Origin of the sequence: Corynebacterium sp. NML130628, from assembly GCF_001875665.1 — a bacterium.
Classification (GTDB): Bacteria; Actinomycetota; Actinomycetes; order Mycobacteriales; family Mycobacteriaceae; genus Corynebacterium.
In genome coordinates, this window is the sequence record NZ_MLAL01000025.1 from 1 (window position 1) to 20,467 (window position 20,467).

Genomic DNA, 20,467 nt, shown 5'->3' on the forward strand with positions numbered 1-20,467 from the left:
AATGGCGCATCCGCCAAGACATCGTCGGAACCAACGGCAAAGTCACCATCCGCTACGCCGGAAGGCTCTACCACTTAGGAATTGGACGCGCCTACGGCGGCAAACACATCCTGATGGTCATCACCGACAACCACGTCACCACATCGCTAAAAGAGACCGGCGAAATCATCACCGAGCACTACATCGACACGTCTCGCAATTACCAAAAACCATACTGGCGAAAAGGCCAACCCCCATTGGCCTAAAAACAAAACCGGTGCCTCGGAAAAATAAAACCAAGGCACCGGTTTGTCCACCATGTCGCGACTGAGTTGTCAACTATGTCGCGACTGAGGACATTTGCGCCCCAGAGAGGATTCGAACCTCCGACACCGGCTTTAGGAGAGCCGTGCTCTATCCCCTGAGCTACTGGGGCAACTCGACTAACAGTACCGCAGGACAGAAGTGATGCCAAAGTCGCGGTCGTCCGCGACAGTACGTCTATTTTCCCGGGTGCTAGGCTTCTTCGCCGGTCAGTTCGCGCAGCTTCGCGCGGACGGCGGACGCTGCTGGGTTCGTCGCGTGCGTGCCGTCAGAGTAGAGGACGGTGGGCACGATGCGGTTGCCGTCGTTGACTGACTCGACCCATGCGGCGGCGTCCTCGGCGCCTTCGGCTTCGACGTCAACGACGTCGTAGGGGGTTTCGGTGCGGTCGAGGCGCTCGCGAAGCTTCTTGCAGAACGGGCACCAATCGGTTGCGAAGATGGTGACGTGGGAAGAGGTTTCGGGAGTGGTCATGATTTTGGGTCTAACCTTTCGAGGCGTTGGTGCTTGAAACGGGTGCCATTGGCGGAGGTTTGCCACGGGCCATCAGAAACAATAGCGAAGTCATCGGTGACGCGCGGCGCGCGGACGGCTGACGCTCCGAGCTTGTCGGCGACGCGGACATCGACGATCGTACGTTCAATGACGTCTACTTCGTCGATGGTTGCTTCGTAGACCTGGCCACCGCCGAGGATCCAGGCGGTTGTTTTCAGGTCCGGGATGTCGCGGGACACGAAGGCGCCGTCGGACCACTCGCCGGGCTCACGCGAGGACAACACATGATTTGTCCTGCCCGGCAACGGCTTGATGGGGAGGTGGTCCCAGGTCTTGCGACCCATGATGATCGGGTGGCCTAGCGTGATCTCCTTGAGGTGGCGCAGGTCCTCGGGCAGATGCCAGGGCATGCCCACGCCGTCGCCGATGATGCCATCGACGCTTTCGGCCCAGATCGCGCCCAACATTAGACGGACACCTGCGCCTTGATCGTCGGGTGCGGGTCGTAGCCGACAACTTCGATGTCGGCGAAGTCGTAGTCAAACAGCGACTCCGCTTTGCGCAGCTTGAGCTGCGGGTAGGGGCGAGGCTCCCGGGAGAGTTGCTCGCGCACCTGGTCGAAGTGGTTGTTGTAAATGTGGCAGTCGCCACCGGTCCAGATGAGTTCGCCAACTTCGAGGCCTGCCTGCTGCGCAAACATGTGCGCGAGCAGCGCGTAGGAGGCAATGTTGAAGGGAACTCCCAGGAACATGTCGGCGGAGCGCTGGTAGACCTGCAGGCTCAGCTTGCCGTCGGCTACGTAGAGCTGGAATAGCAGGTGGCACGGCAGCAGCGCCATCTGATCGAGCTCGGAGACGTTCCACGCCGACACCAGGTTGCGGCGTGAATCCGGGTCGTCCTTCAGCAGCTCAAGCGCGCGCGAAATCTGGTCCACGTGCTGCCCGTCGGGGGTGGGCCAGGAGCGCCACTGCACGCCGTAGACCGGGCCGAGCTCGCCGTTCTCGTCGGCCCATTCGTTCCAGATGCGCACGCCGTGCTCCTGCAGCCAGGTCACGTTGGAGTCGCCGCGGAGGAACCACAGCAGCTCGCCCACGACGGCCTTGAAGTACACCTTCTTGGTGGTCAACAGGGGGAATGATTCGGACAGGTCGTAGCGCAGCTGGCGACCAAAGACGCTACGCGTGCCGGTGCCGGTGCGGTCGCCCTTATCGGTGCCGTGCTCCAGGACGTCGCGCAGGAGGTCTTCGTAAGGAGTCACCAGGCTCACTTCGCGACGACCCCTTCGAAGGAGCCGTGCTCGTCGTAGTACCTCGCGCAGGCTTCCAGGATGTCATCGGCAAGTTCCGGACGGCAGATGAGCAGATCCGGAATGTAGGTGTCCTTGTTGTTGTACTTCAGCGGCGAGCCGTCGAGGCGCGAGCAGTGCAGGCCCGCAGCCATAGACACACCCACCGGTGCGGCTTGGTCCCACTCGTACTGCCCACCGGCGTGTACGTAGGCGTCGAAATCGCCGAGCAGGACGTGCATTGCCTTCGCGCCAGCGGAACCGACAGGGCTGGTTTCGAAGCCGAGGGCATCGGCGACAAACGGGGCGATCGCCGGCGGGCGGTTGCGCGACATTGCGATCTTCTTCGCGAACGGCCCCGAGACGTGGCGCACGTCGGAAGACTTGAATACGACGCCAAGGTCCGGCAGGCCTACCGCCGCGTGCGTTGGGACGCCGTCTTCGACGAGCGCGATGTGCACAGCCCAGTCCTGGCGGCCGGTTGCGAACTCCTTCGTGCCGTCGAGCGGGTCAACAATCCAGACGCGGTTGTTGCTGAGACGGGAGTGGTCGTCGGCTGCCTCTTCGGACAGAAACGCATCGCCCGGGCGGTGCTGCTCAAGCACGCGTGCGATCCAGTTCTGTGCCAGGTCATCGCCGGCCTCTCCAAGTTCACGTCCGCGGAGAAGGCCAACACCACGAATCCCCTTGAGGATTTCGCCGGTGCCTTGCGCAATTAAGTTTGTCAGCCGAGAGTCTGAATACTGAGCAGTCATGGCTTCGACTTTAGCGCGAAACCAGCCAAAGGAACCATTTCTTTTCGCCTGCCTGCAGTATCTGTATTGTGGCGCCTATGGCCAAAGGAATCCTCGAACGCTTCAAACCGCAGGTAGCAACCTGGTTTGAAGAGGTATTCGAGGCGCCGACGCCCGTGCAGGAGCAGGCGTGGGCAACGATTTCCGACGGCGGCAACGCCCTGGTGGTTGCACCTACCGGTTCCGGTAAGACGTTGGCAGCGTTTCTGTGGTCGCTGAATTCGCTCGTGGAGCGCGACGGGCAACAGGCGCTGCCGATAGATGGGGCGAACACCAGCAGCCATGGCGGCGTGCGCACCTTGTATATATCGCCACTGAAGGCCCTTGGTGTGGACGTCGAAAATAATCTGCGGGCCCCACTCGGCGGGATTGGGCGGGTGGCGCAGCGCATGGGCTTGGACATGCCGGACGTGTCGGTGGCGGTGCGCTCGGGCGATACCCCGCAGGCGGAGCGGTCCCGCCAGGTGCGCAAGCCGCCAGACATTCTGATTACCACGCCTGAGTCGCTGTACTTGATGCTGACCTCGAAGGCTGCGGGCATCCTGCGGACCGTGGACACCGTGATCGTGGACGAGATTCACGCGCTCGCGGGCACGAAGCGCGGCGTGCATTTGGCGCTGTCACTGGAACGGCTCGGGCGCATCGCCGGGGACTTTCAGCGCATCGGGCTGTCGGCGACGGTGCGCCCGCTGGAGGCTGTAGCGGACTTCCTCGGACCGCGCACGACGATCATCCAGCCGCCGGGGGAGAAGCGTTGGGACCTCACGGTTCGGGTACCGGTGCAAGACATGAGCGACCTGCCTATGCCGGAGGAGGCGTCGACAATTGGGGACGCCGTCGTCGACGACGCGCTGGACCTCGACGGGGAGACCGCGGCGCTGATGCCGCCGGCGCCGACGTCGATTTGGCCACACATCGCGGAGTCGGTGTACCGAGAGGTCATGGCGCACCGCTCGACGATCGTGTTTGTGAACTCGCGACGCACGGCGGAGCGGCTCACCAGCCAGCTCAACGAGCTGTGGGCCAAAGAGCACGACCCCGAAGCGCTCAGCCCCGCTACTCGACGCCCCCCTGCACAGCTCGGGAAAGGAGTCGATCTGGCAGGGGAGGCAGTACCCGTGATCGCGCGTGCGCACCACGGCAGCGTGTCCAAAGACGAGCGGGCCACGACGGAGACGATGCTCAAAGAGGGCACGCTCAAAGCAGTCGTATCGACGTCCTCGCTGGAGCTAGGCATCGATATGGGCGCAGTGGAGCTGGTGATCCAGGTGGAGTCCCCGCCGTCGGTCGCATCAGGGCTGCAGCGCGTCGGGCGCGCCGGGCACACGGTGGGCGCGATCTCGCACGGCTCGTTTTATCCGAAGCACCGCTCTGACCTGGTGCAAACAGCCGTTACGGTGCCGCGGATGCGCGAGGGGCTCATCGAGGAGCTACGCACGCCGCGCTCCCCGCTGGACGTGCTGGCGCAACAGACGGTGGCCGCGGTGGCAGTCGAGGACCTCGAGCTCGACGACTGGTATGAGACCGTCACGCGCGCCTGGCCCTACCGCAACCTCGACCGTGATGTGTTCAACGCCGTCATCGACCTGGTCACCGGGGTGTACCCCTCGACGGACTTCGCGGAACTGAAACCTCGCGCCTGGCTTGACGGCACCGTGCTCAAAGCGCTGCAGGGCGCGCAGCGCGTCGCCGTCACCAACGCCGGCACCATCCCGGACCGCGGTATGTTTGGCGTGTTCCTCGTCGGCTCCGAAGCAGAGGGCGGGGTGCCGCGCCGCGTCGGTGAACTGGACGAAGAGATGGTCTACGAGTCCCGTGTCGGCGACGTGTTCACGCTCGGGGCGACGAGCTGGCGCATCGAAAACATCACGCGCGACCAAGTGCAGGTCTCACCCGCGCCGGGGCATACCGGTCGGCTGCCGTTCTGGTCGGGGGACGGCGTGGGTCGCCCGTACGAGCTAGGCAAGGCGCTCGGCGCCTACAGGAGGGCGGTGCGTGGCGGAGCCGACGTCGATAATTCTCTTGATGCCTTCGCGCGCGACAACCTGCGGGCCTACCTCGAAGAGCAAGAAGAGGCCACCGGTGTGCTGCCGGACGACACGACGCTGGTGCTCGAGCGCTTCACCGACGAGCTCGGGGACTGGCGTGTGGTGCTGCACACACCCTTCGGCAAGGGTGTGAACGCCGCGTGGGCGCTGGCCGCCGGGTGGCGGATCGCGCAGGAGACCGGGATGGACGCCCAGGCCGTGGCCGGCGACGACGGCATCGTTCTGCGCCTGCCCCAAGGCGACCACGAACCCTCCGGGGCCCTGTTCCAATTCGACGCCGACGAGATCACCGACATCGTCACCGAGCAGGTGGGAAACTCCGCCCTGTTCGCTTCCCGGTTCCGCGAGTGCGCCGCCCGCGCCCTCTTGCTGCCGCGCCGCAACCCCGGCAAGCGCGCGCCCCTGTGGCAGCAGCGCCAGCGCGCAGAACAGCTCCTCGACGTCGCCCGGAACTATCCGAGCTTCCCTATCATTTTGGAAACCGTCCGCGAGTGCCTCCAGGACGTCTACGATCTGCCCGCGTTGCAAGAGGTGATCCGCGACCTGCAGACGCGTCGGGTCCGCATCGCGGAGGTGACCACGCAGCAGCCGAGCCCGTTCGCCTCATCGCTGCTGTTCAACTACACCGGTGCTTTCATGTACGAAGGCGACACGCCCCTTGCGGAGAAGCGGGCAGCGGCGCTCGCGCTGGACCCGTCGCTGCTGGCCAAGCTGTTGGGCGCCGTGGAGCTGCGCGAACTGTTGGACCCAGAGGTGATCGCCGAGGTCGACGCTTCGCTGCGCCGGGTGGGGCGCGCCGAGACGCCGGAGCAGTTCGCCGACACCCTGCGCCTGACCGGCCCGGTGCCTGTGGACGAGCTCGCGATCTACACGACGGTGCCGCTCGCGGGAGTTGAGGCGTCGCTTGGGCCGCGCATGATGCGGGTGCGCATCGGCGGCAGGGAGCACGTTGCGCAGGCGCTCGACGCGCCACTGCTGCGCGATGGCCTCGGCGTGCCGGTGCCACCTGGGGTGGCAGCGCAGGTGGCCACCATTCCCGATGCGCTCGCCCAGCTCGTGCGCCGCTGGGTGCGCACCCGCGGCCCCTTCACGCTGCGCGCGCTTGCCGATGCCTTCGGGCTCGCGCTCGGCGCGGCCCACGCGGTGTTGCAACCGCTTGTCGACGCCAACTCCGTCATCGAGGGGCGCTTCCGCCAAGGCGTCGACGACCAAGAGTACGTGGCGCAAGAGGTCTTGCGCGTGATTCGTTCGCGCTCCTTGGCAGCCGCGCGGGCGCAGGCCCGGCCGGTGTCGGCGTCGGCGTACGGGCGCTTCCTGCCTGCATGGAGCAACGTCGCCGCGGCCGGCGCAACTCCACCCCTGCGCGGCGCGGATGGGGTCTATTCCGTCCTGGAGCAGCTCGCGGGCGTGCGGCTACCGGCCTCGGCGTGGGAGTCCCACATCTTGCCATCGCGGGTGGGGGACTACTCGCCGGTCATGCTGGACGAGTTGACTGCCTCCGGTGAGATCGTCATCGTGGGCGCCGGGTCGGCAGGGGCGAACGACCCGTGGATCATGCTGCTGCCGAGCGACTACGCCGCACAGCTCATGCCGCAAGTCGACCCTCCGCTGCTCTCGCTCACGCAGCAGCACATCATGGACACGCTCGCAGCTGGTGGCGGCTATCTGTTCAGCGACCTGCTCACGCCCGCGACGACTTCTGAGGAGCTACGCGAGTCCATGTGGGACCTCGTCGAGGCCGGACACGTTTCGCCGGATTCCTTCGCACCGTTGCGGGCGCGCCTCGCTGGCGGTAAGGCCGCGCACCGCGCGAAGCGTCGGCCGTCCCGCTCCCGGATCCGCTCCGGCAGGACTTCGTTCGCGCAGGTTGCCCCGCCAGACATGGTGGGGCGGTGGGCCGCCACCCCGCAGCCTGACACCGACCCAACCCGACGCTCGCTCTCGCTGGGGGAGGCGTGGCTGGACCGGTACGGGGTGGTAACCAAGGGGGCCGTCGTCGCCGAAAACGTCATCGGCGGCTTCGCGCTGGCATACAAGGTGCTCTCCGGGTTCGAGGACTCCGGAAAGGCGCTGCGCGGATACCTCATTGAGGGGCTTGGCGCGGCGCAGTTCTCCACTCCTGCGACGATTGACCGGCTGCGCGGCCAGCAGGACAGCGACGACGTCGTCGGCTGGCCCTCGGGCGCACGTGACCCGAAGGTATACGTGCTCGCCGCCACCGACCCTGCCAACCCCTACGGGGCGGCGCTGCCGTGGCCCGTGACTGGACCGACCAGGTCCGCAGGAGCCATGGTGGTGTTGGTGGACGGGCTGTTGGCAGCCCACGTCACGCGGGGAGGCAAGAAGCTCACCACCTTCTTCGATACTTTCCCGGAAGGCATCGAAGAGCCCCTGCCCCTCGTCATCGAGGCGCTGTCCGATGCCGTCGCCACCGGAAGGATGCGCCCGCTCAACGTTGAAACCCTCAACGGCGAGCCTGCATTCGGCCTCCGAGATCTTGGCGTGGCGGTGACACACAAAGGCGTAAGAATCGGAGGCAAGCAGACGGCACCCCCGAAGCGACGCGGACGCAGCATGGCAGAGGCCCTTGGGGATCTGGAAAGCCTCAGCTTCGATGACTAGGAGTTTCGGGCGCGTTTAGGGTCGCAGCGGCACGCGCGGCACCGGCCGGTGGGTTGTTCCCGCTGGTGGCGTCGGTGTCGCTGCCCGCAGCACCCGTCTCTTCCGGATCCGATTGGCCGCCGAGTGCATAGCGGGGTCCGTGGTGTTGGCGTGGCGGGTACCGTCGGCCTTGACCAGCACTGCGGTGCCGGTGGCGGGGTCGTAATCCATGTAGCCCTTGTTGAAGGAGCCGTCTCGGTGGTCGTTGTTGCACCGGTGGTGGGTGGGGCACAGGCCAGTGAGGTTGGTGATGTCGGTGCCGCCGTGGCGTAGCCAGGACACGATGTGGTGGGCTTCGCATTCGCTCATCGCGGTGGTGCATCCGGCCCAGGAGCAGACGCCTTGGAGAGCGAACATGGCGATGCGCTGCCCAACAGAGGCGAGCCGTTTGGACCGGCCCAGGTGCAGCGGCACGCCAGTGAGGCCGTCGACGGTGAGTAGGAAGTCAGACGTGCCATCCATGCCGAGGCGCACCAGGTCGAAGGCGTCGAGCTCGACACCGACGTTGGTTTGGAACAGCGTGGTGGCGTCGGCGTCGGCAAGATCGTCCAGCGTGACGGACACTACGACGGACGCGGCGCCCCCGTTGGAGGCCTGCTCGCCGTGCTCGTATTGGCGCATGATGGTCATGAATTGGTCGTAGCGGCGTTGGCCGCGGGAGCGAGGGTCGCGGTCCTGCTGGTGCTCGGGCGGGATGTTGGAGTTCGGCGCAAGCCCTTTGTCGGTCAGCGCTTTGTAGAGGGCGTAGTCGCCTGCGGGCATGTGCAGGCGCACGACGTAGGTGCCGTCGGAGTTTTCCTTGCCCAAGGTGGCCTCGCGCTTTTCGAAGCCTGCGTTGGGGTTCTTCTTCGCGTGCGGCCTGTTTGCCTTATCGACGAGCCGCTTCACTGTGAGGCGCAGGTCTTTTTCGTCGCGCGTCTTTGCTTCCTCCATGGCGTGGGCGTAGATGCTCATGTGTTCGCCCTCAGCGGCCTTGAGGAGTTTGTCAGTTTCGCGCCGGATAATGTCCTGCTTGGCGGCGGAGACCGCGTCGGCGCGGTGGCGGGCATTCTCTTGGTCTTTGCGACGGCGCTCCGCCTCCTCAGCGCTGAGCTCAGGCTCTGGTGCCGGTGGCGGAGCGAACATAGCTTGGGCGCGGGCTAGCCGGTTGTAGGCCTCGCCTTTGGAGATGCCTAACTTCTCCATGAGGTAGGTATCGGGGTAGTTGGCGCCGACGAGTTTGCCGGCGTCAGCGATGACGCAGGCTTGTGCGAAGGCGGCGTCGATGTAGGCCTTCTTATCCATGGCGTGTTCGAGGCGTACGATGTCTTCTGTGATGGCGGAAAAGGGGAGGGATGTGGGGTCGTCGAGAAGCGTGCGCAGTTGTGTCAGGCCGTTGATGACCTGGTCAACGAGCTTGGTGACGTCGTGCATTTCTCCTCCTTGAAGTAGCTAAGAGTAACTATATCGACGCGTCAGACATGAAAGATCAGCATTCGAACAACCGTTCTATTATAGGCGATCGGAGTTGCAAAGGCCGCACAAGAAGCGGAACATGGAGCGCATTATGCCCGAGGGTGATTCCGTCTATCAGCTGTCCAAGCGTCTGCAATGGATGCAACACCGTGTAGTAACAGCCACCAGTATCCGCGTGCCGCGCTTCGCCACTGTCGATTTCACCGGCATGACCTGCGAGCGCGTCTGGCCCTATGGCAAGCACCTGTTTATGGAGTTTTCCCGCGAAGGCCACGAGCCTCAGGTGCTGCACACACACCTCAAGATGGAAGGCACTTGGGCAATCCACCGCGCGGGCACCCGCTGGCGCAAACCCGGCCACACCGCCCGCGTGGTGTTGCGCCTCGCGGACACACCGAAGTCAGACATAGAGCTTGTCGGGCACTCGCTCGGACTCGTCGAGATTTTCTCAGCGCGCGAGTACCCGCAGCGGATGGGCTACCTCGGCCCGGACATGCTAGCTCCCGATTTTGATCAGGAAGAGGTCGTGCGCAGGATCAGCGAACACCCGCGCCTCGAGATGGGGCGAGCGCTGCTCAACCAGCGTTTCGTCGCTGGCATCGGCAACGAGTATCGCGCCGAAATTCACTTCATCGCCGGTACGCACCCGTCGCGCGAGGTGGGTGAGGTGGACGTCGAAAAGCATGTGGCGATCGCGCGGCGCCTCATGTGGGCAAACAAAGACTCCCCGGTGCGAGTGACCACGGGGATCAAACGCGCCGGGGAGACGAGTTACGTTTTTGGAAGGAATAACAAGCCGTGTCGGCGGTGTGGCACGCTCATTGAGAAGGGATTCCTCGGGGGAGCGGGCGACTTAGAGCGAGTTATTTGGTGGTGCCCTCGGTGTCAGCCGCCTTCTCCTTCATGGAGCGGCGAATGAAGTAGACCAGGAAGCCGAGCATGATCAGGATCAGTAGGACGTAGACCACGGTCGAGTACGTATCCACGTAGTGGGCGACTGTCTCCCAGCTTTCCCCGAGGTACATGCCGAGCGTAATCAGGATCGCGTTCCAGATTGCGGAGCCGAGCCCGGTCCACAGGGCGAACATCGCGAGGTTCATGCGGTCCAGGCCTGCTGGAATCGAGATGAGGGAACGCACGCCGGGAATCAATCGGCCGAAGAAGACTGAGGAGCGGCCGTGCTTATCAAACCACTCGAGGGACTTATCGACGTCCGACGCCTTGACCAGCCACATCCAGTCGGCGATCGCGCGCAGGCGTTCGGCGCCCAGCCAGGCACCGAGGCCGTAGAGGAAGAACGCGCCCGCGACGGACCCCATCACCGACCAAATGAACACTGCCGCGTAGCTCAGTGAGCCCTGCGCGACCGTAAAACCGGCGAGCGGCAGCACTACCTCGGAAGGGATCGGAGGGAAGACGTTCTCCAGGAAAATCGCTATCCCGACGCCGGGGGCGCCGAGAAGCTCCATCAGGTTGACGATCCAGTCGATGATGGCTTGCATGTTCACTCCTTAGTTGCATGTAAAACAACTGCTTATCTTGCCTCACCAAGGAGTGATGCACCAAGCGCTAACGGCGATTTTCGCGGTACCAGCCGATCAGTGCGTCGGTGGAAGCATCGCCCGTTGCTGGGGTTTCTTCGCCGGCGACGGCCTTGGCCAGGTCGTTTGCCTGCTGCTTGCCGAGTTCGACGCCCCACTGGTCAAACGAGTTGATGTCCCAAATCACACCCTCTGTGAACACGATGTGCTCGTAGAGCGCGATGAGCGCGCCGAGCGTGAACGGGGTCAGCTCCTCGGCCAGGATGGTCGTGGTCGGACGGTTGCCTGGCATGACCTTGTGCGGGGCCAGCGACGCGTCGACACCCTCGGCCTCGATGGCGGCCTGGTCCTTGCCGAACGCGAGCACCTTCGTCTGTGCGAAGAAGTTGCCCATCAGCAGGTCGTGCATGGAGCCTTCGCCGGTCATCGTCGGGAAGTCTTCCTTCGGCGTGGCGAAGCCGATAAAGTCCGCTGGCACGAGCGAGGTGCCCTGGTGCAGTAGCTGGAAGAACGCGTGCTGGCCGTTCGTGCCTGGCTCGCCCCAGAAAATCTCACCGGTGTTGTAGGCGACCGAGGTGCCGTCGTGGCGCACGGACTTGCCGTTGGACTCCATGGTCAGCTGCTGCAGGTAGGCAGGGAAGCGGGAAAGGTCCTCAGAGTAGGGCAGGACGGCGTGCGTCTCGGCATTGTAGAAGTTGCGGTACCAGACGTTGAGCAGCCCCATCAGCACCGGCACGTTCTGGGAGAACTCGGTGGTGCGGAAGTGCTCGTCCATGGCGTGGAAGCCCTCGAGCATCCGCATGAAGTCCAGGGGTCCAATGACGGCCATCAGGCTCAGGCCGATTGCGGAGTCCATGGAGTAGCGGCCGCCGACCCAGTTCCAGAACGGGAACATGTTCGCGGTGTCGATACCGAACTCAGTGACCTTCTCTGCGTTCGTGGACACTGCGACGAAGTGCTTCGCCACAGCGGAAGCGTCGCCGTCGAACTGCTCGATGAGCCAGCGCTTCGCCACATGCGCGTTGGTCAGGGTCTCCTGGGTGGTAAACGTCTTGGAGGCGATGACGAACAGCGTCTCTTCCGGGTTGCAACGGTCGAGGACTGCGGCGATGTCTGCCGGGTCGACGTTGGAGACGAACTCGGCGGTAATGCCTGCGGTTGCGTACGCGCGCAGCGCCTTGGTTGCCATCGCAGGGCCTAGGTCCGAGCCGCCGATACCAATGTTGACGATCTTCTTGATCGTGCGGCCGGTCTGGCCCAGCCATTCACCTGAGCGCAGCGCCGATGCGAAGTCACGCATCCGGCCCAGCACCTCATGTACGTCCGCCGCCACGTCCTGGTCGTCGACCTTGAGGTTGGCCTCTACCGGGAGGCGCAGCGCGGTGTGGAGCACCGCGCGGTCCTCGGTGTCGTTGATGTGCTCGCCTGCGAACATTGCATCAATCTTGGTGCGAAGCTGCGCGGCATCCGCGAGGGATACGAGTGCATCGACGATGTCGGCGTCGATAAGCTGCTTGGAAAGGTCAACGTGGAGCCCTGCGGCGTCGAAGGTGAGCTTCTTCGCGCGGTCTGCGTCGCGGTCGAAGAGCTCGCGCAGCGTCGTGCTGGACTTAGAGGCGTAGAGCTTCTCCAAGTCAGACCAAGCTGACGTGGCGGTGATATCGGACATAGTTCCTCCTTGAAACGGATGCTTGTCTGCCTAGATATGGTACTACGAAAGTTGGGGAGTGCGTGGTTGGGGCTAGCCCAGCTTTCCGCGACCCAGGCGCAGCAAGATACTTGCTAACGCCGGGCCTTCCTCCCCAAGCTCATCGCGGAATTGGTTAATAATCGCGACTTCTCGGGTATGCACAAGTTTTGTGCCACCTGAACCCATCCGCGTCTTGCCGATCGCCTTCGACACCTGGGTGCGCCGTTGAATTGCGTCCAAAATCACACGGTCGAGGCGGTCGATCTCCTTGCGGTACTGCTGAATCTCCGCATCAGAGAGCGGATCGTCCGTCCCGGACGGCATGCGGATCTCGAAGTCACTCATGGTTGCTCATTATGCCACTGCTCCAGTGGTTGTGTCCGGGGTGTGCGTTAGGGTGTGTGGCATGAATGATCTGACGCTAGGACTCAACCCCCAACAGGAAGCCGCAGTGCGCCACAGTGGCTCTCCACTTTTGATTGTCGCGGGCGCTGGTTCCGGCAAAACCGCGGTGCTGACCAGGCGCATCGCTTTCTTGTTGCAGGAGCGCGGTGTCGCACCTTGGCAGGTCCTGGCGATCACTTTTACCAACAAGGCCGCTGCGGAGATGAAAGAGCGCGTCGAGGCGCTCATCGGGCCGCAAACAGAGCGGATGTGGGTTGCAACCTTCCACTCGATCTGCGTGCGGATCCTTCGCCAGCAGGCTCAGCTCGTCCCCGGTCTGAATACGAACTTCAGTATTTATGATGCCGACGATTCCCGCCGCCTGCTCTCGATGATCGCGAAGGAAAACAACCTCGACCTGAAGAAGTTTGCTCCCCGGGTGCTTGCGAACGCGATCTCGAACCTCAAAAACGAGCTCATCGACGAGCAACAGGCGGCCGATGACGCGCAGCGCACCCACAACCCTTTCGACTCCACAGTGGCCAAGGTGTTTGCCGAGTACCAGCGCCGCCTACGTGCCGCGAACGCGGTCGACTTCGACGACCTCATCGGGGAAGTCGTACGGATCTTCAAGGAGCATCCGCAGGTCGCAGAATATTATCGACGCCGCTTCCGCCACGTACTCGTGGACGAGTACCAGGACACGAACCATGCGCAGTACGAGCTGATCCACACGCTGGTGGGCAAGGGGCCCGACGCTTCCGAACTTGCCGTTGTTGGCGACTCCGACCAGTCCATTTACGCGTTCCGTGGCGCGACGATCCGCAACATTGAGGAGTTCGAGCGCGACTATCCCGACGCAACCACGATCGTGCTGGAGCAAAACTACCGCTCGACGCAAACGATCCTGGACGCCGCTAACGCAGTCATCTCTCAAAACACCGGGCGGCGCCCCAAGAAGCTATGGACCGAGCACGGCACCGGCGACCAGATCGTCGGCTACGTCGCGGACAATGAGCACGATGAGGCTAAATTTATCGCGGGCGAGATCGACCGGCTCTCCGATAGCGGCGTGCCTTACTCCGACATGGCGATCATGTACCGCACCAACAATGCCTCGCGTGCGCTGGAAGACATTTTCATCCGCACCGGCATCCCGTACAAGGTGGTCGGCGGCACGCGATTTTACGAGCGCAAAGAAGTCCGCGACATCGTGGCCTACCTTAAGGCGCTTGAAAACCCGGATGACACGGTGAGCCTGCGCAGGATCATCAATGAGCCAAAGCGTGCTATCGGCGACAAGGCACAGTCCACGGTGGCGCTGTACGCGCAGACCTACTCCGTAAGCTTCGGCCAGGCGTTGCGGGTGGCGGCCGACGGCGGGATTGATGCCCTTGGCACCCGAGCGAAGAACGCCATCAAGGGATTTGTCACCATGATGGATGAGCTACGCGAGGAAATGTCAGCAGGCCAGCGGGAGGGGGCGAGCAACACTGACCTCGGCGAGCTGGTCTCCAGGATCCTTGATGCCACCGGGTACAAAGCCCACTTGGAGCAATCGAACGATCCACAGGATGCCACGCGCCTGGACAACCTGAATGAGCTGGTGTCCGTCGCACGCGAGTACTCCTCGGAGTCCGCACTCCAGCTGGCGTACCTCAGCGATGAGGAAATCTCAGAGATCTTCGACGAGGGCGAACCGCTGCCGGGGACGCTGCAGGCTTTCCTCGAGAAGGTAGCGCTCGTCGCCGACGCCGACCAGCTACCCGAAAACGAACAGGGTGTGGTCACGTTGATGACCTTGCACACCGCAAAGGGCCTTGAGTTCCCCGTCGTCTTTGTGACTGGGTGGGAAGATGGGCAATTCCCGCACTTGCGCGCGTTGGGAGATTCGGCAGAGCTCGCCGAAGAGCGCCGCCTGGCGTACGTCGGTATTACTCGTGCGCGCAAACGCCTGTATCTGACGCGCGCGATGTTGCGTTCCTCGTGGGGGAGCCCAGTGACAAACCCGGCAAGCCGGTTCCTTGGGGAGATTCCGCAGGAGCTTATCGATTGGAGGCGAGAAGAACCCGTGTATTCTTCGGGGGCTTCACAGTCGCCGTGGGGTACTGGCGGCCGTAGCCGCGGTGGCGGGTTTGGACGTTCCCAGTCGCGTGGCGGCGGCAGCAGGGCGAAGGTAAACAAGGACCTGCAGCTCGCCGTCGGGGATCGGGTCAACCATGCGAAGTACGGCCTGGGTACCGTGCTCGCCGTCGATGGTGTAGGCGTGCGCGAAACGGTGACGATTGACTTCGGATCCTCCGGGACGGTCCGACTAATGCTGATCGGTGGCGTCCCGATGGAAAAGCTTTAACTACTGAATGCGGATACCGGCCTGTGCGAACCATGGCACAGGGTCTACCGGTGTCACACCATCTGGGTGGATCTCGAAGTGGAGGTGCGGGCCGGTGGAGAAACCTTCGCTGCCGATCTGCGCGATCTGCTGGCCGGCAGTGACACGCTGCCCGACACTGACGTTGTAGACCGCCATGTGGCCGTACACGGAGACCTCGCCCCCGTCGTGCTTGATAACGACCCAGTTGCCGAAGCCTTGGGCCGGGCCCGCGTTGATTACCGTGCCGTCCATCACGGCGTAGATGGGGGAGCCAAGGTTATTCGCGATATCGATGCCCTGATGGACCGTGCCCCAGCGGGGGCCGAACCCAGAGGTAAACGTACCTGTCGCCGGAGTGACTACGGTGCGCCCATCGGCGGTGCGACCACGCTGGTAGCGGACGCCCCCGTTCGCGCCCTCCTGTTGGAAGGAGAGACCAAGCTTTTCCTGTACGACGCGAGGGTCGTAGACGAGCGAGTAGTCCCCGACGCGCAGAGTTGCGCCGCTGTCCAGAATCGTGTCTGCTGCCTGGGCAACAGCCTTCACAGCCTGATTGTGATCAACCGGAGCGCCGTTCAGCGTGAGCCCTACAGCGTTCGCAGGGGATGCGGTGAGGGTGAGCATGGACGCAGTCGCGACGGCGAGTGCCGAAAGTACTGTGCGATTCATACGGAGAAGCAACCTTTTCTACAAATATTCGGGTGGCCACGCTGTAGCCACATACAGCGACAAAACTTAGTCACCTCTCGGAGGCTTAGCAATGCGTAACTGCAGGTAAAGAGGGAAAAGTATGTTCGAATGAGTTTGTGGGTCCCGGGAATCAGCAGGCTGCGCGCCCGTGACAGATGTGACGAATGGGAACAGTGTTGCCAATGTGATTAGCGGCGGGGGTGGTGTGCGGTACCCCCGTTCAGCGTGTCGAAAAAGAAAAACCGCCGCGGCTCATATAGAAGCCACGGCGGTTCGGAAGATTGGGATTAGAGCTGAATGCCACGCTCTGCGAGCCACGTCGCAGGGTCGATAGGGGTGTTGCCGTCCGGGTGAATCTCGAAGTGGAGGTGGGAACCCGTCGAGAAGCCCTGGCTGCCCATGCCTGCGATCAGCTCACCAGCGTGCACAACCTGGCCAACTGAGGCGTAGAGGGAGTCCATGTGGCCGTAGACGGAAATCGAGCCGTCCTCGTGGCGGATGCGAATCCAGTTGCCGTAGCCCTGGGCTGGGCCCGAGTCAATGACGGTGCCGTCCATGACCGCCAGAATTGGGGTGCCGTTGACGTTGGCGATATCGACGCCAGAGTGGAACGAGCCCCAACGTGGGCCGAATCCGGAAGTGAAGACACCCTCAGCTGGCTTCACTACGAGTGGCGCACGGGCAGCCTCGTCGGCACGCGCGACCTCTTCGGAGTGCGCAACTGCCTTCACGAGCTGGTCTGTAAGATCCGTAACTGGCTTGTATTCCGCAATTGCGAGGATCTGCGGTGCAGCCTCATCGGTCAGGGCAGTGAGCTGGTCGGTGTCTGCAGCGAGGGCGTAGCTGCCCGCTTGGCCGCTATCGCCCTGGAGGGCAGCTGCAGCCGCGCCGGAGAGTCCAGCGGTGGACACGGCGCCAGTGGCAACGGCAACCATTGCGACGCGACCCTTGTTAGGGGACTGCTTGCGGTGCTTGCCAGCTGTTTTCGTTGAGTGGAGCATGAACCCTCTTTAGACTTCCCGTTGGTTACAGAACTGTAACGTTTGTAACCTTCCTGTTATCTACGAGAGGTAACTGTAACGAATCGATCGCGCTAAGGCAAGCTATAACCTGAGTATTTCTTAATCGTTTTCTTTGTGTATTACGTTACATGCAATAAAACGCCAGGCAGGCACCCGCATGCGGTAGTGTCGAACGCCGGAAACCTGTCCGCCAATGGCAATATAGGGCGCAATGTCAAAGAAAACAAGACCTCAATCATCACCGGTGGCACGCCCTTCGCGGGGTAGCGGCCACGGCTTCCTGAGTAACGCACGGCGCGGAGCGAAGTGGACGTCGAAAAGCAAGCGTGATAGCCGCGAGGTGGCGTCGCTTCCGCCGGAGGAGCGCACATGGAAGACGCGCATCCGGGCTTACCTTCCTTATATAGGTATCCCGACGCTCGATGTCGTGCTCGGAATCATCGCGATCTGCGCAGCGACACTGCTGATTGGCGGATGGAAGACCGCATACCTGCCCGCAGCAATCGGGCAGACCTGGTTTGCCCTTCACGGTGTCTCCCTCACAATCGACGGCGTGTACCTGTCGCAGGTGCCGTTGCTCCCAGCGATCGGGATCAGTGCCCTCATCGCCTGGCGCGTGCGCGCCGCAACAGCGAAGCAGGTCAGCATCCTCGATCTTGCAGCCATCGCTGCCCTCGTGTTGGTGCTGCCGCTCTTGGTGAGTGCGATGGCGCTGTTCATGGTTACCGACGCCTCGGCGGTCTTCGCTATCGAGCCGCCGCCAGCATGGCAGGCACTTGCGCTGCCGCCGTGCATCCACTTCATTGGGTTCCTGTTTGGTATTCGTCATGTGCTTTGGCGGGCGCTGGCCTCCACAGTTCGTGTGCCCGTGGTGGCCGTCGATACGGCTCGTACTTCGAGCATGCTGTTACTTCTCTTCGGCGCAGGTAGCATGCTTGTCCTGCTGGTGCTACTTGTTGCCCGCTACCAAAGCATCGCCACCGCCTACGACGCATTCCCGAGCACCGGGTGGGGGACCGCCTGCATGCTGATTCTGCTCAGCATCCTCTACCTCCCGAACGCTGTTGTGGGGATGTGCGCAGTACTGCTCGGTGGTTCCTTCCACATCGGCAGTGGGGAAGTCTCGCTTTTCGACGTCCTCTCCGTCCCTCTCCCCCCATTCCCCCTCTTTGCCGCAGTCCCCAGCACGATCGCTCCGTGGGCCGCTGTCCTGCTTGCTGTCCCAGTGGTTATCCTGCTCGGGTTCTTCGTGCGCAGGCCGTCGACAATGGTGGAAGTAGCCGCAATAGGTTCATGGACTGCAGTGATGTTTGCCCTCTGCCTGCTGCTCGCGCAGGGGAGCGCCGGAGCCTACGGCATTATCGGCGCCGACATCTCCTCGGCAGTGCTTTTCGTTTTTGCATGGACCGTTGGAGTCGGCGGGCTGGTATGGCTCGTGCGATTCGCGCGAACTTTCCTGAACCGCTCACACTCGGAAGAAGAATGACTACACTGATGAACCGTGAGTGCTGATAAAGCTTTATCTGTAGCTGTCCTCGTTTCTGGTACTGGAACGCTCTTACGGGCGATTATGAACTACCAGGATGACCACCCAGACGCATACCGGATCGACCTTGTCGTTGCGGACCAGGTGTGCCCGGCCATCGAAAGGGCGAAGAATGCAGGCATTCCGACTGCAATCGTAGAAATGGAAAATGACCGCGACGCGTGGAATACCCGCCTCGCGGAAACTGTCTCCAGCAGCAACCCGGACCTCGTCGTTTCCGCAGGCTTTATGCGCATCTTGGGACGCCCGTTCCTGGACGTCTACGAAGGTAAAACTATTAACACTCACCCCTCGCTCTTGCCTGCGTTCCCGGGAGCACACGCAGTGCGTGACGCGCTGAACTACGGCGTCAAAGTCACCGGCTGTACCGTCCACTATGTCGACGACGGAATGGACACCGGCCGAATCATTGCACAACGCCCTGTGCTTGTGCAGCCAGGGGATACAGAATCCTCACTGCACGAACGCATTAAGCAAGAAGAGCGACTCCAAGTTACTGAGCTCTTAGCTTCTGCTTCGATACATCAAGGAAAGGTCACTTTCGAATGAACAACGAACGCACACCAATTCGCCGAGCGCTCGTGAGCGTGTACGACAAGACCGATCTTGAGCCGCTTGCCCAGGCGCTCCACTCGGCCGGTGTGGAAATTGTCTCTACTGGTTCGACTGCAAAAAAGATCGCCGCAAGCGGTGTGCCCGTCACCGAAGTATCGGAAGTCACCGGATTCCCAGAGGTGCTTGAGGGGCGCGTAAAGACGTTGCACCCCCACGTCCACGCAGGAATCCTGGCAGACCTTCGAAAGGAGAGCCATAAGCAACAGCTCAAAGACCTCGGGGTTGCGCCTTTCGAACTCGTCGTAGTCAACCTGTACCCGTTTGAGGAAACGGTTGCGTCCGGCGCGGAATTCGATGAGTGCGTCGAGCAGATTGACATCGGCGGGCCGTCCATGGTTCGCGCAGCAGCGAAGAATCATCCATCAGTGGCCATCCTGACCTCACCGGAGCAGTACCAGCTGGCACAGGAGGCCGTCGAGCAGGGCGGCTTTACGCTTGAGCAGCGCCGTGAACTGGCTGCTGCGGCGTTCGCCCACACTGCAGAGTACGACGCCGCCGTTGCAGACTGGTTCGCAGAACAGCTGGGCGACGAAGAGGACGGTGCTCTGCGATACGGTGAAAATCCGCACCAGGCAGCAAGCGTCATCAACGAAGGCTGGGGCCTTGCTGACGCCACGCAGTACGGCGGCAAGGAAATGAGCTACAACAACTACCAGGATGCCGACGCCGCTTGGCGCGCAGCGTGGGACCATGAAGAGCCGTGCGTTGCAATCATTAAGCACGCCAACCCTTGCGGTGTTGCGGTTTCCGAGGTTTCGATTGCCGACGCTCACCGCAAGGCGCACGCCTGCGACCCAGTATCGGCGTACGGCGGCGTCATCGCGACGAACCGCGAAGTAACGCTTGAGCTTGCCGAGCAGGTAAAGCCGATCTTCACCGAGGTCATCATCGCACCTTCCTACGCGCCCGATGCGCTCGAGCTGCTGCAGACAAAGAAGAACCTGCGCATCCTCGAAGTAGAGCCAGGGCAGGAGACTGAGGAGATCAAGCAGATCTCTGGCGGTTTCCTCCTCCAGGAGCGCGACGCGTTCCAGGCTGAAGGCGATAACCCAGAAAACTGGAAGTTGGTGGCAGGCGAGGCCGTCGACGAAGCAACCTTGGCAGACCTTGTCTTTGCGTGGCGCGCAGTGCGCTGTGTGAAGTCGAACGCGATCCTGGTCGCGCACGACGGAGCCACCGTCGGCATCGGCATGGGCCAGGTCAACCGAGTCGACTCTGCAAAGCTTGCCGTTGACCGGGCCAACTCTCTCGATGAGGGACGCAACCGGACCAACGGTGCTGTCGCTGCCTCTGATGCCTTCTTCCCATTCGCAGATGGGTTCCAGATCCTTGCAGACGCCGGCGTTCGTGCCGTCGTGCAGCCTGGTGGCTCCATCCGCGACGAGGAAGTCATTAAGGCCGCGGAAGAAGCAGGCGTCGCAATGTACGTGACTGGGACGCGCCACTTCGCTCACTAGCATGAGCGCCGTATAGCTCTGTTTTGTACTGAGGGCCCCCACGGTTGTGGGGGCCTTTTGGTTTGCCCGGTGCACGCGCGAGCAGCGGGTAGCGCAGGGCATGAAAA

At 62.7% G+C, this 20,467-nt stretch carries 16 protein-coding genes, 1 tRNA gene and 1 pseudogene; 7 read left to right on the forward strand and 11 right to left on the reverse strand.

Going from position 1 to position 20,467, the window contains the following annotated elements:
• Positions 1–245, forward strand: a pseudogene (locus BJP07_RS07195) (IS481 family transposase); the annotation flags it as partial.
• 97 nt (positions 246–342) lie between these two features.
• On the opposite strand, the gene BJP07_RS07200 reads toward BJP07_RS07195, so the two are convergent.
• The 5 genes from BJP07_RS07200 to BJP07_RS07220 form a co-directional block, all read right to left on the reverse strand.
• Positions 343–415, reverse strand: a tRNA-Arg gene (locus BJP07_RS07200).
• Positions 416–495: 80 nt separating this feature from the next.
• Entirely contained in the window at positions 496–777 is a 282-nt protein-coding gene (locus tag BJP07_RS07205) for a mycoredoxin (protein WP_071566820.1), read from the reverse strand.
• Entirely contained in the window at positions 774–1,265 is a 492-nt protein-coding gene (locus tag BJP07_RS07210; RefSeq protein ID WP_071566821.1) for a dihydrofolate reductase, read from the reverse strand. Before BJP07_RS07210 ends, BJP07_RS07205 begins: the two co-directional genes overlap by 4 nt.
• The gene (locus BJP07_RS07215; protein WP_071566822.1) at positions 1,265–2,065 is read right to left on the reverse strand and encodes a thymidylate synthase; all 801 of its coding nucleotides are present in this window, start codon (positions 2,063–2,065) and stop codon (positions 1,265–1,267) included. The genes BJP07_RS07210 and BJP07_RS07215 overlap by 1 nt, the downstream gene beginning before the upstream one ends.
• The gene (locus BJP07_RS07220) at positions 2,062–2,838 is read right to left on the reverse strand and encodes a 3'(2'),5'-bisphosphate nucleotidase CysQ (protein WP_071566823.1); all 777 of its coding nucleotides are present in this window, start codon (positions 2,836–2,838) and stop codon (positions 2,062–2,064) included. The genes BJP07_RS07215 and BJP07_RS07220 overlap by 4 nt, the downstream gene beginning before the upstream one ends.
• Positions 2,839–2,915: 77 nt before the next feature.
• On the opposite strand from BJP07_RS07220, the gene BJP07_RS07225 reads away from it, so the two are divergent.
• A complete protein-coding gene (locus BJP07_RS07225; RefSeq protein ID WP_071566824.1) occupies positions 2,916–7,547 on the forward strand; it encodes an ATP-dependent helicase in 4,632 nt (1,543 codons plus the stop codon).
• Positions 7,548–7,562: 15 nt separating this feature from the next.
• On the opposite strand, the gene BJP07_RS07230 is transcribed toward BJP07_RS07225, so the two are convergent.
• Positions 7,563–8,999, reverse strand: coding sequence for an HNH endonuclease signature motif containing protein (locus BJP07_RS07230; RefSeq protein ID WP_071566825.1), 1,437 nt, complete (start codon positions 8,997–8,999; stop codon positions 7,563–7,565).
• A gap of 133 nt (positions 9,000–9,132) precedes the next feature.
• Between BJP07_RS07230 and BJP07_RS07235 the strand changes: the two genes are divergently transcribed.
• Positions 9,133–9,960 carry a DNA-formamidopyrimidine glycosylase family protein gene (locus BJP07_RS07235; protein ID WP_071566849.1) on the forward strand — a complete coding sequence of 276 codons (828 nt, stop codon included), beginning with the start codon at positions 9,133–9,135 and terminating at the stop codon, positions 9,958–9,960.
• Here BJP07_RS07235 and BJP07_RS07240 read toward each other — a convergent pair.
• The 3 genes from BJP07_RS07240 to BJP07_RS07250 form a co-directional block, all read right to left on the reverse strand.
• A complete protein-coding gene (locus BJP07_RS07240; protein ID WP_071566826.1) occupies positions 9,905–10,543 on the reverse strand; it encodes a DedA family protein in 639 nt (212 codons plus the stop codon). The genes BJP07_RS07235 and BJP07_RS07240 overlap by 56 nt on opposite strands.
• Positions 10,544–10,610: 67 nt before the next feature.
• Entirely contained in the window at positions 10,611–12,251 is a 1,641-nt protein-coding gene (gene pgi / locus BJP07_RS07245; RefSeq protein ID WP_071566827.1) for a glucose-6-phosphate isomerase, read from the reverse strand.
• A gap of 72 nt (positions 12,252–12,323) precedes the next feature.
• Entirely contained in the window at positions 12,324–12,617 is a 294-nt protein-coding gene (locus BJP07_RS07250; protein ID WP_071566828.1) for a chorismate mutase, read from the reverse strand.
• A 61-nt stretch (positions 12,618–12,678) separates the two neighbouring features.
• Between BJP07_RS07250 and pcrA the strand changes: the two genes are divergently transcribed.
• On the forward strand, positions 12,679–15,009 hold the full coding sequence (gene pcrA / locus BJP07_RS07255; protein ID WP_071566829.1) for a DNA helicase PcrA: 2,331 nt from the start codon (positions 12,679–12,681) through the stop codon (positions 15,007–15,009).
• Here the strand turns inward: pcrA and BJP07_RS07260 are convergent, their stop codons facing one another.
• Both BJP07_RS07260 and BJP07_RS07265 read right to left on the reverse strand, forming a co-directional pair.
• Positions 15,010–15,699, reverse strand: coding sequence for a M23 family metallopeptidase (locus BJP07_RS07260; protein WP_071566830.1), 690 nt, complete (start codon positions 15,697–15,699; stop codon positions 15,010–15,012).
• Positions 15,700–16,007: 308 nt separating this feature from the next.
• Positions 16,008–16,721: a M23 family metallopeptidase gene (locus tag BJP07_RS07265; protein ID WP_071566831.1), complete on the reverse strand. Its 714-nt coding sequence runs from the start codon at positions 16,719–16,721 to the stop codon at positions 16,008–16,010.
• A 265-nt stretch (positions 16,722–16,986) separates the two neighbouring features.
• On the opposite strand from BJP07_RS07265, the gene BJP07_RS07270 reads away from it, so the two are divergent.
• From BJP07_RS07270 to purH, 3 genes are read left to right on the forward strand one after another with little or no spacing between them, the layout of a single operon-like run.
• A complete protein-coding gene (locus tag BJP07_RS07270) occupies positions 16,987–18,228 on the forward strand; it encodes a DUF6350 family protein (protein ID WP_143111738.1) in 1,242 nt (413 codons plus the stop codon).
• A 15-nt stretch (positions 18,229–18,243) separates the two neighbouring features.
• Positions 18,244–18,837, forward strand: coding sequence for a phosphoribosylglycinamide formyltransferase (purN, locus tag BJP07_RS07275; RefSeq protein ID WP_071566833.1), 594 nt, complete (start codon positions 18,244–18,246; stop codon positions 18,835–18,837).
• Entirely contained in the window at positions 18,834–20,360 is a 1,527-nt protein-coding gene (gene purH, locus BJP07_RS07280) for a bifunctional phosphoribosylaminoimidazolecarboxamide formyltransferase/IMP cyclohydrolase (protein WP_071566834.1), read from the forward strand. The genes purN and purH overlap by 4 nt, the downstream gene beginning before the upstream one ends.
• The last annotated feature ends 107 nt before the right edge of the window (positions 20,361–20,467 follow it).

Bases quoted from the DNA above. Each gene is read 5' to 3' on its own strand.
- purH (WP_071566834.1), top strand. From the start codon at position 18,834: ATGAACAACGAACGCACACCAATTCGCCGAGCGCTCGTGAGCGTGTAC.
- BJP07_RS07210 (WP_071566821.1), bottom strand. From the start codon at position 1,265: ATGTTGGGCGCGATCTGGGCCGAAAGCGTCGATGGCATCATCGGCGAC.
- BJP07_RS07250 (WP_071566828.1), bottom strand. From the start codon at position 12,617: ATGAGTGACTTCGAGATCCGCATGCCGTCCGGGACGGACGATCCGCTC.
- BJP07_RS07220 (WP_071566823.1), bottom strand. From the start codon at position 2,838: ATGACTGCTCAGTATTCAGACTCTCGGCTGACAAACTTAATTGCGCAA.
- pcrA (WP_071566829.1), top strand. From the start codon at position 12,679: ATGAATGATCTGACGCTAGGACTCAACCCCCAACAGGAAGCCGCAGTG.
- BJP07_RS07260 (WP_071566830.1), bottom strand. From the start codon at position 15,699: ATGAATCGCACAGTACTTTCGGCACTCGCCGTCGCGACTGCGTCCATG.
- BJP07_RS07235 (WP_071566849.1), top strand. From the start codon at position 9,133: ATGCCCGAGGGTGATTCCGTCTATCAGCTGTCCAAGCGTCTGCAATGG.
- BJP07_RS07265 (WP_071566831.1), bottom strand. From the start codon at position 16,721: ATGCTCCACTCAACGAAAACAGCTGGCAAGCACCGCAAGCAGTCCCCT.
- BJP07_RS07230 (WP_071566825.1), bottom strand. From the start codon at position 8,999: ATGCACGACGTCACCAAGCTCGTTGACCAGGTCATCAACGGCCTGACA.
- pgi (WP_071566827.1), bottom strand. From the start codon at position 12,251: ATGTCCGATATCACCGCCACGTCAGCTTGGTCTGACTTGGAGAAGCTC.
- BJP07_RS07225 (WP_071566824.1), top strand. From the start codon at position 2,916: ATGGCCAAAGGAATCCTCGAACGCTTCAAACCGCAGGTAGCAACCTGG.
- BJP07_RS07240 (WP_071566826.1), bottom strand. From the start codon at position 10,543: ATGCAAGCCATCATCGACTGGATCGTCAACCTGATGGAGCTTCTCGGC.
- BJP07_RS07205 (WP_071566820.1), bottom strand. From the start codon at position 777: ATGACCACTCCCGAAACCTCTTCCCACGTCACCATCTTCGCAACCGAT.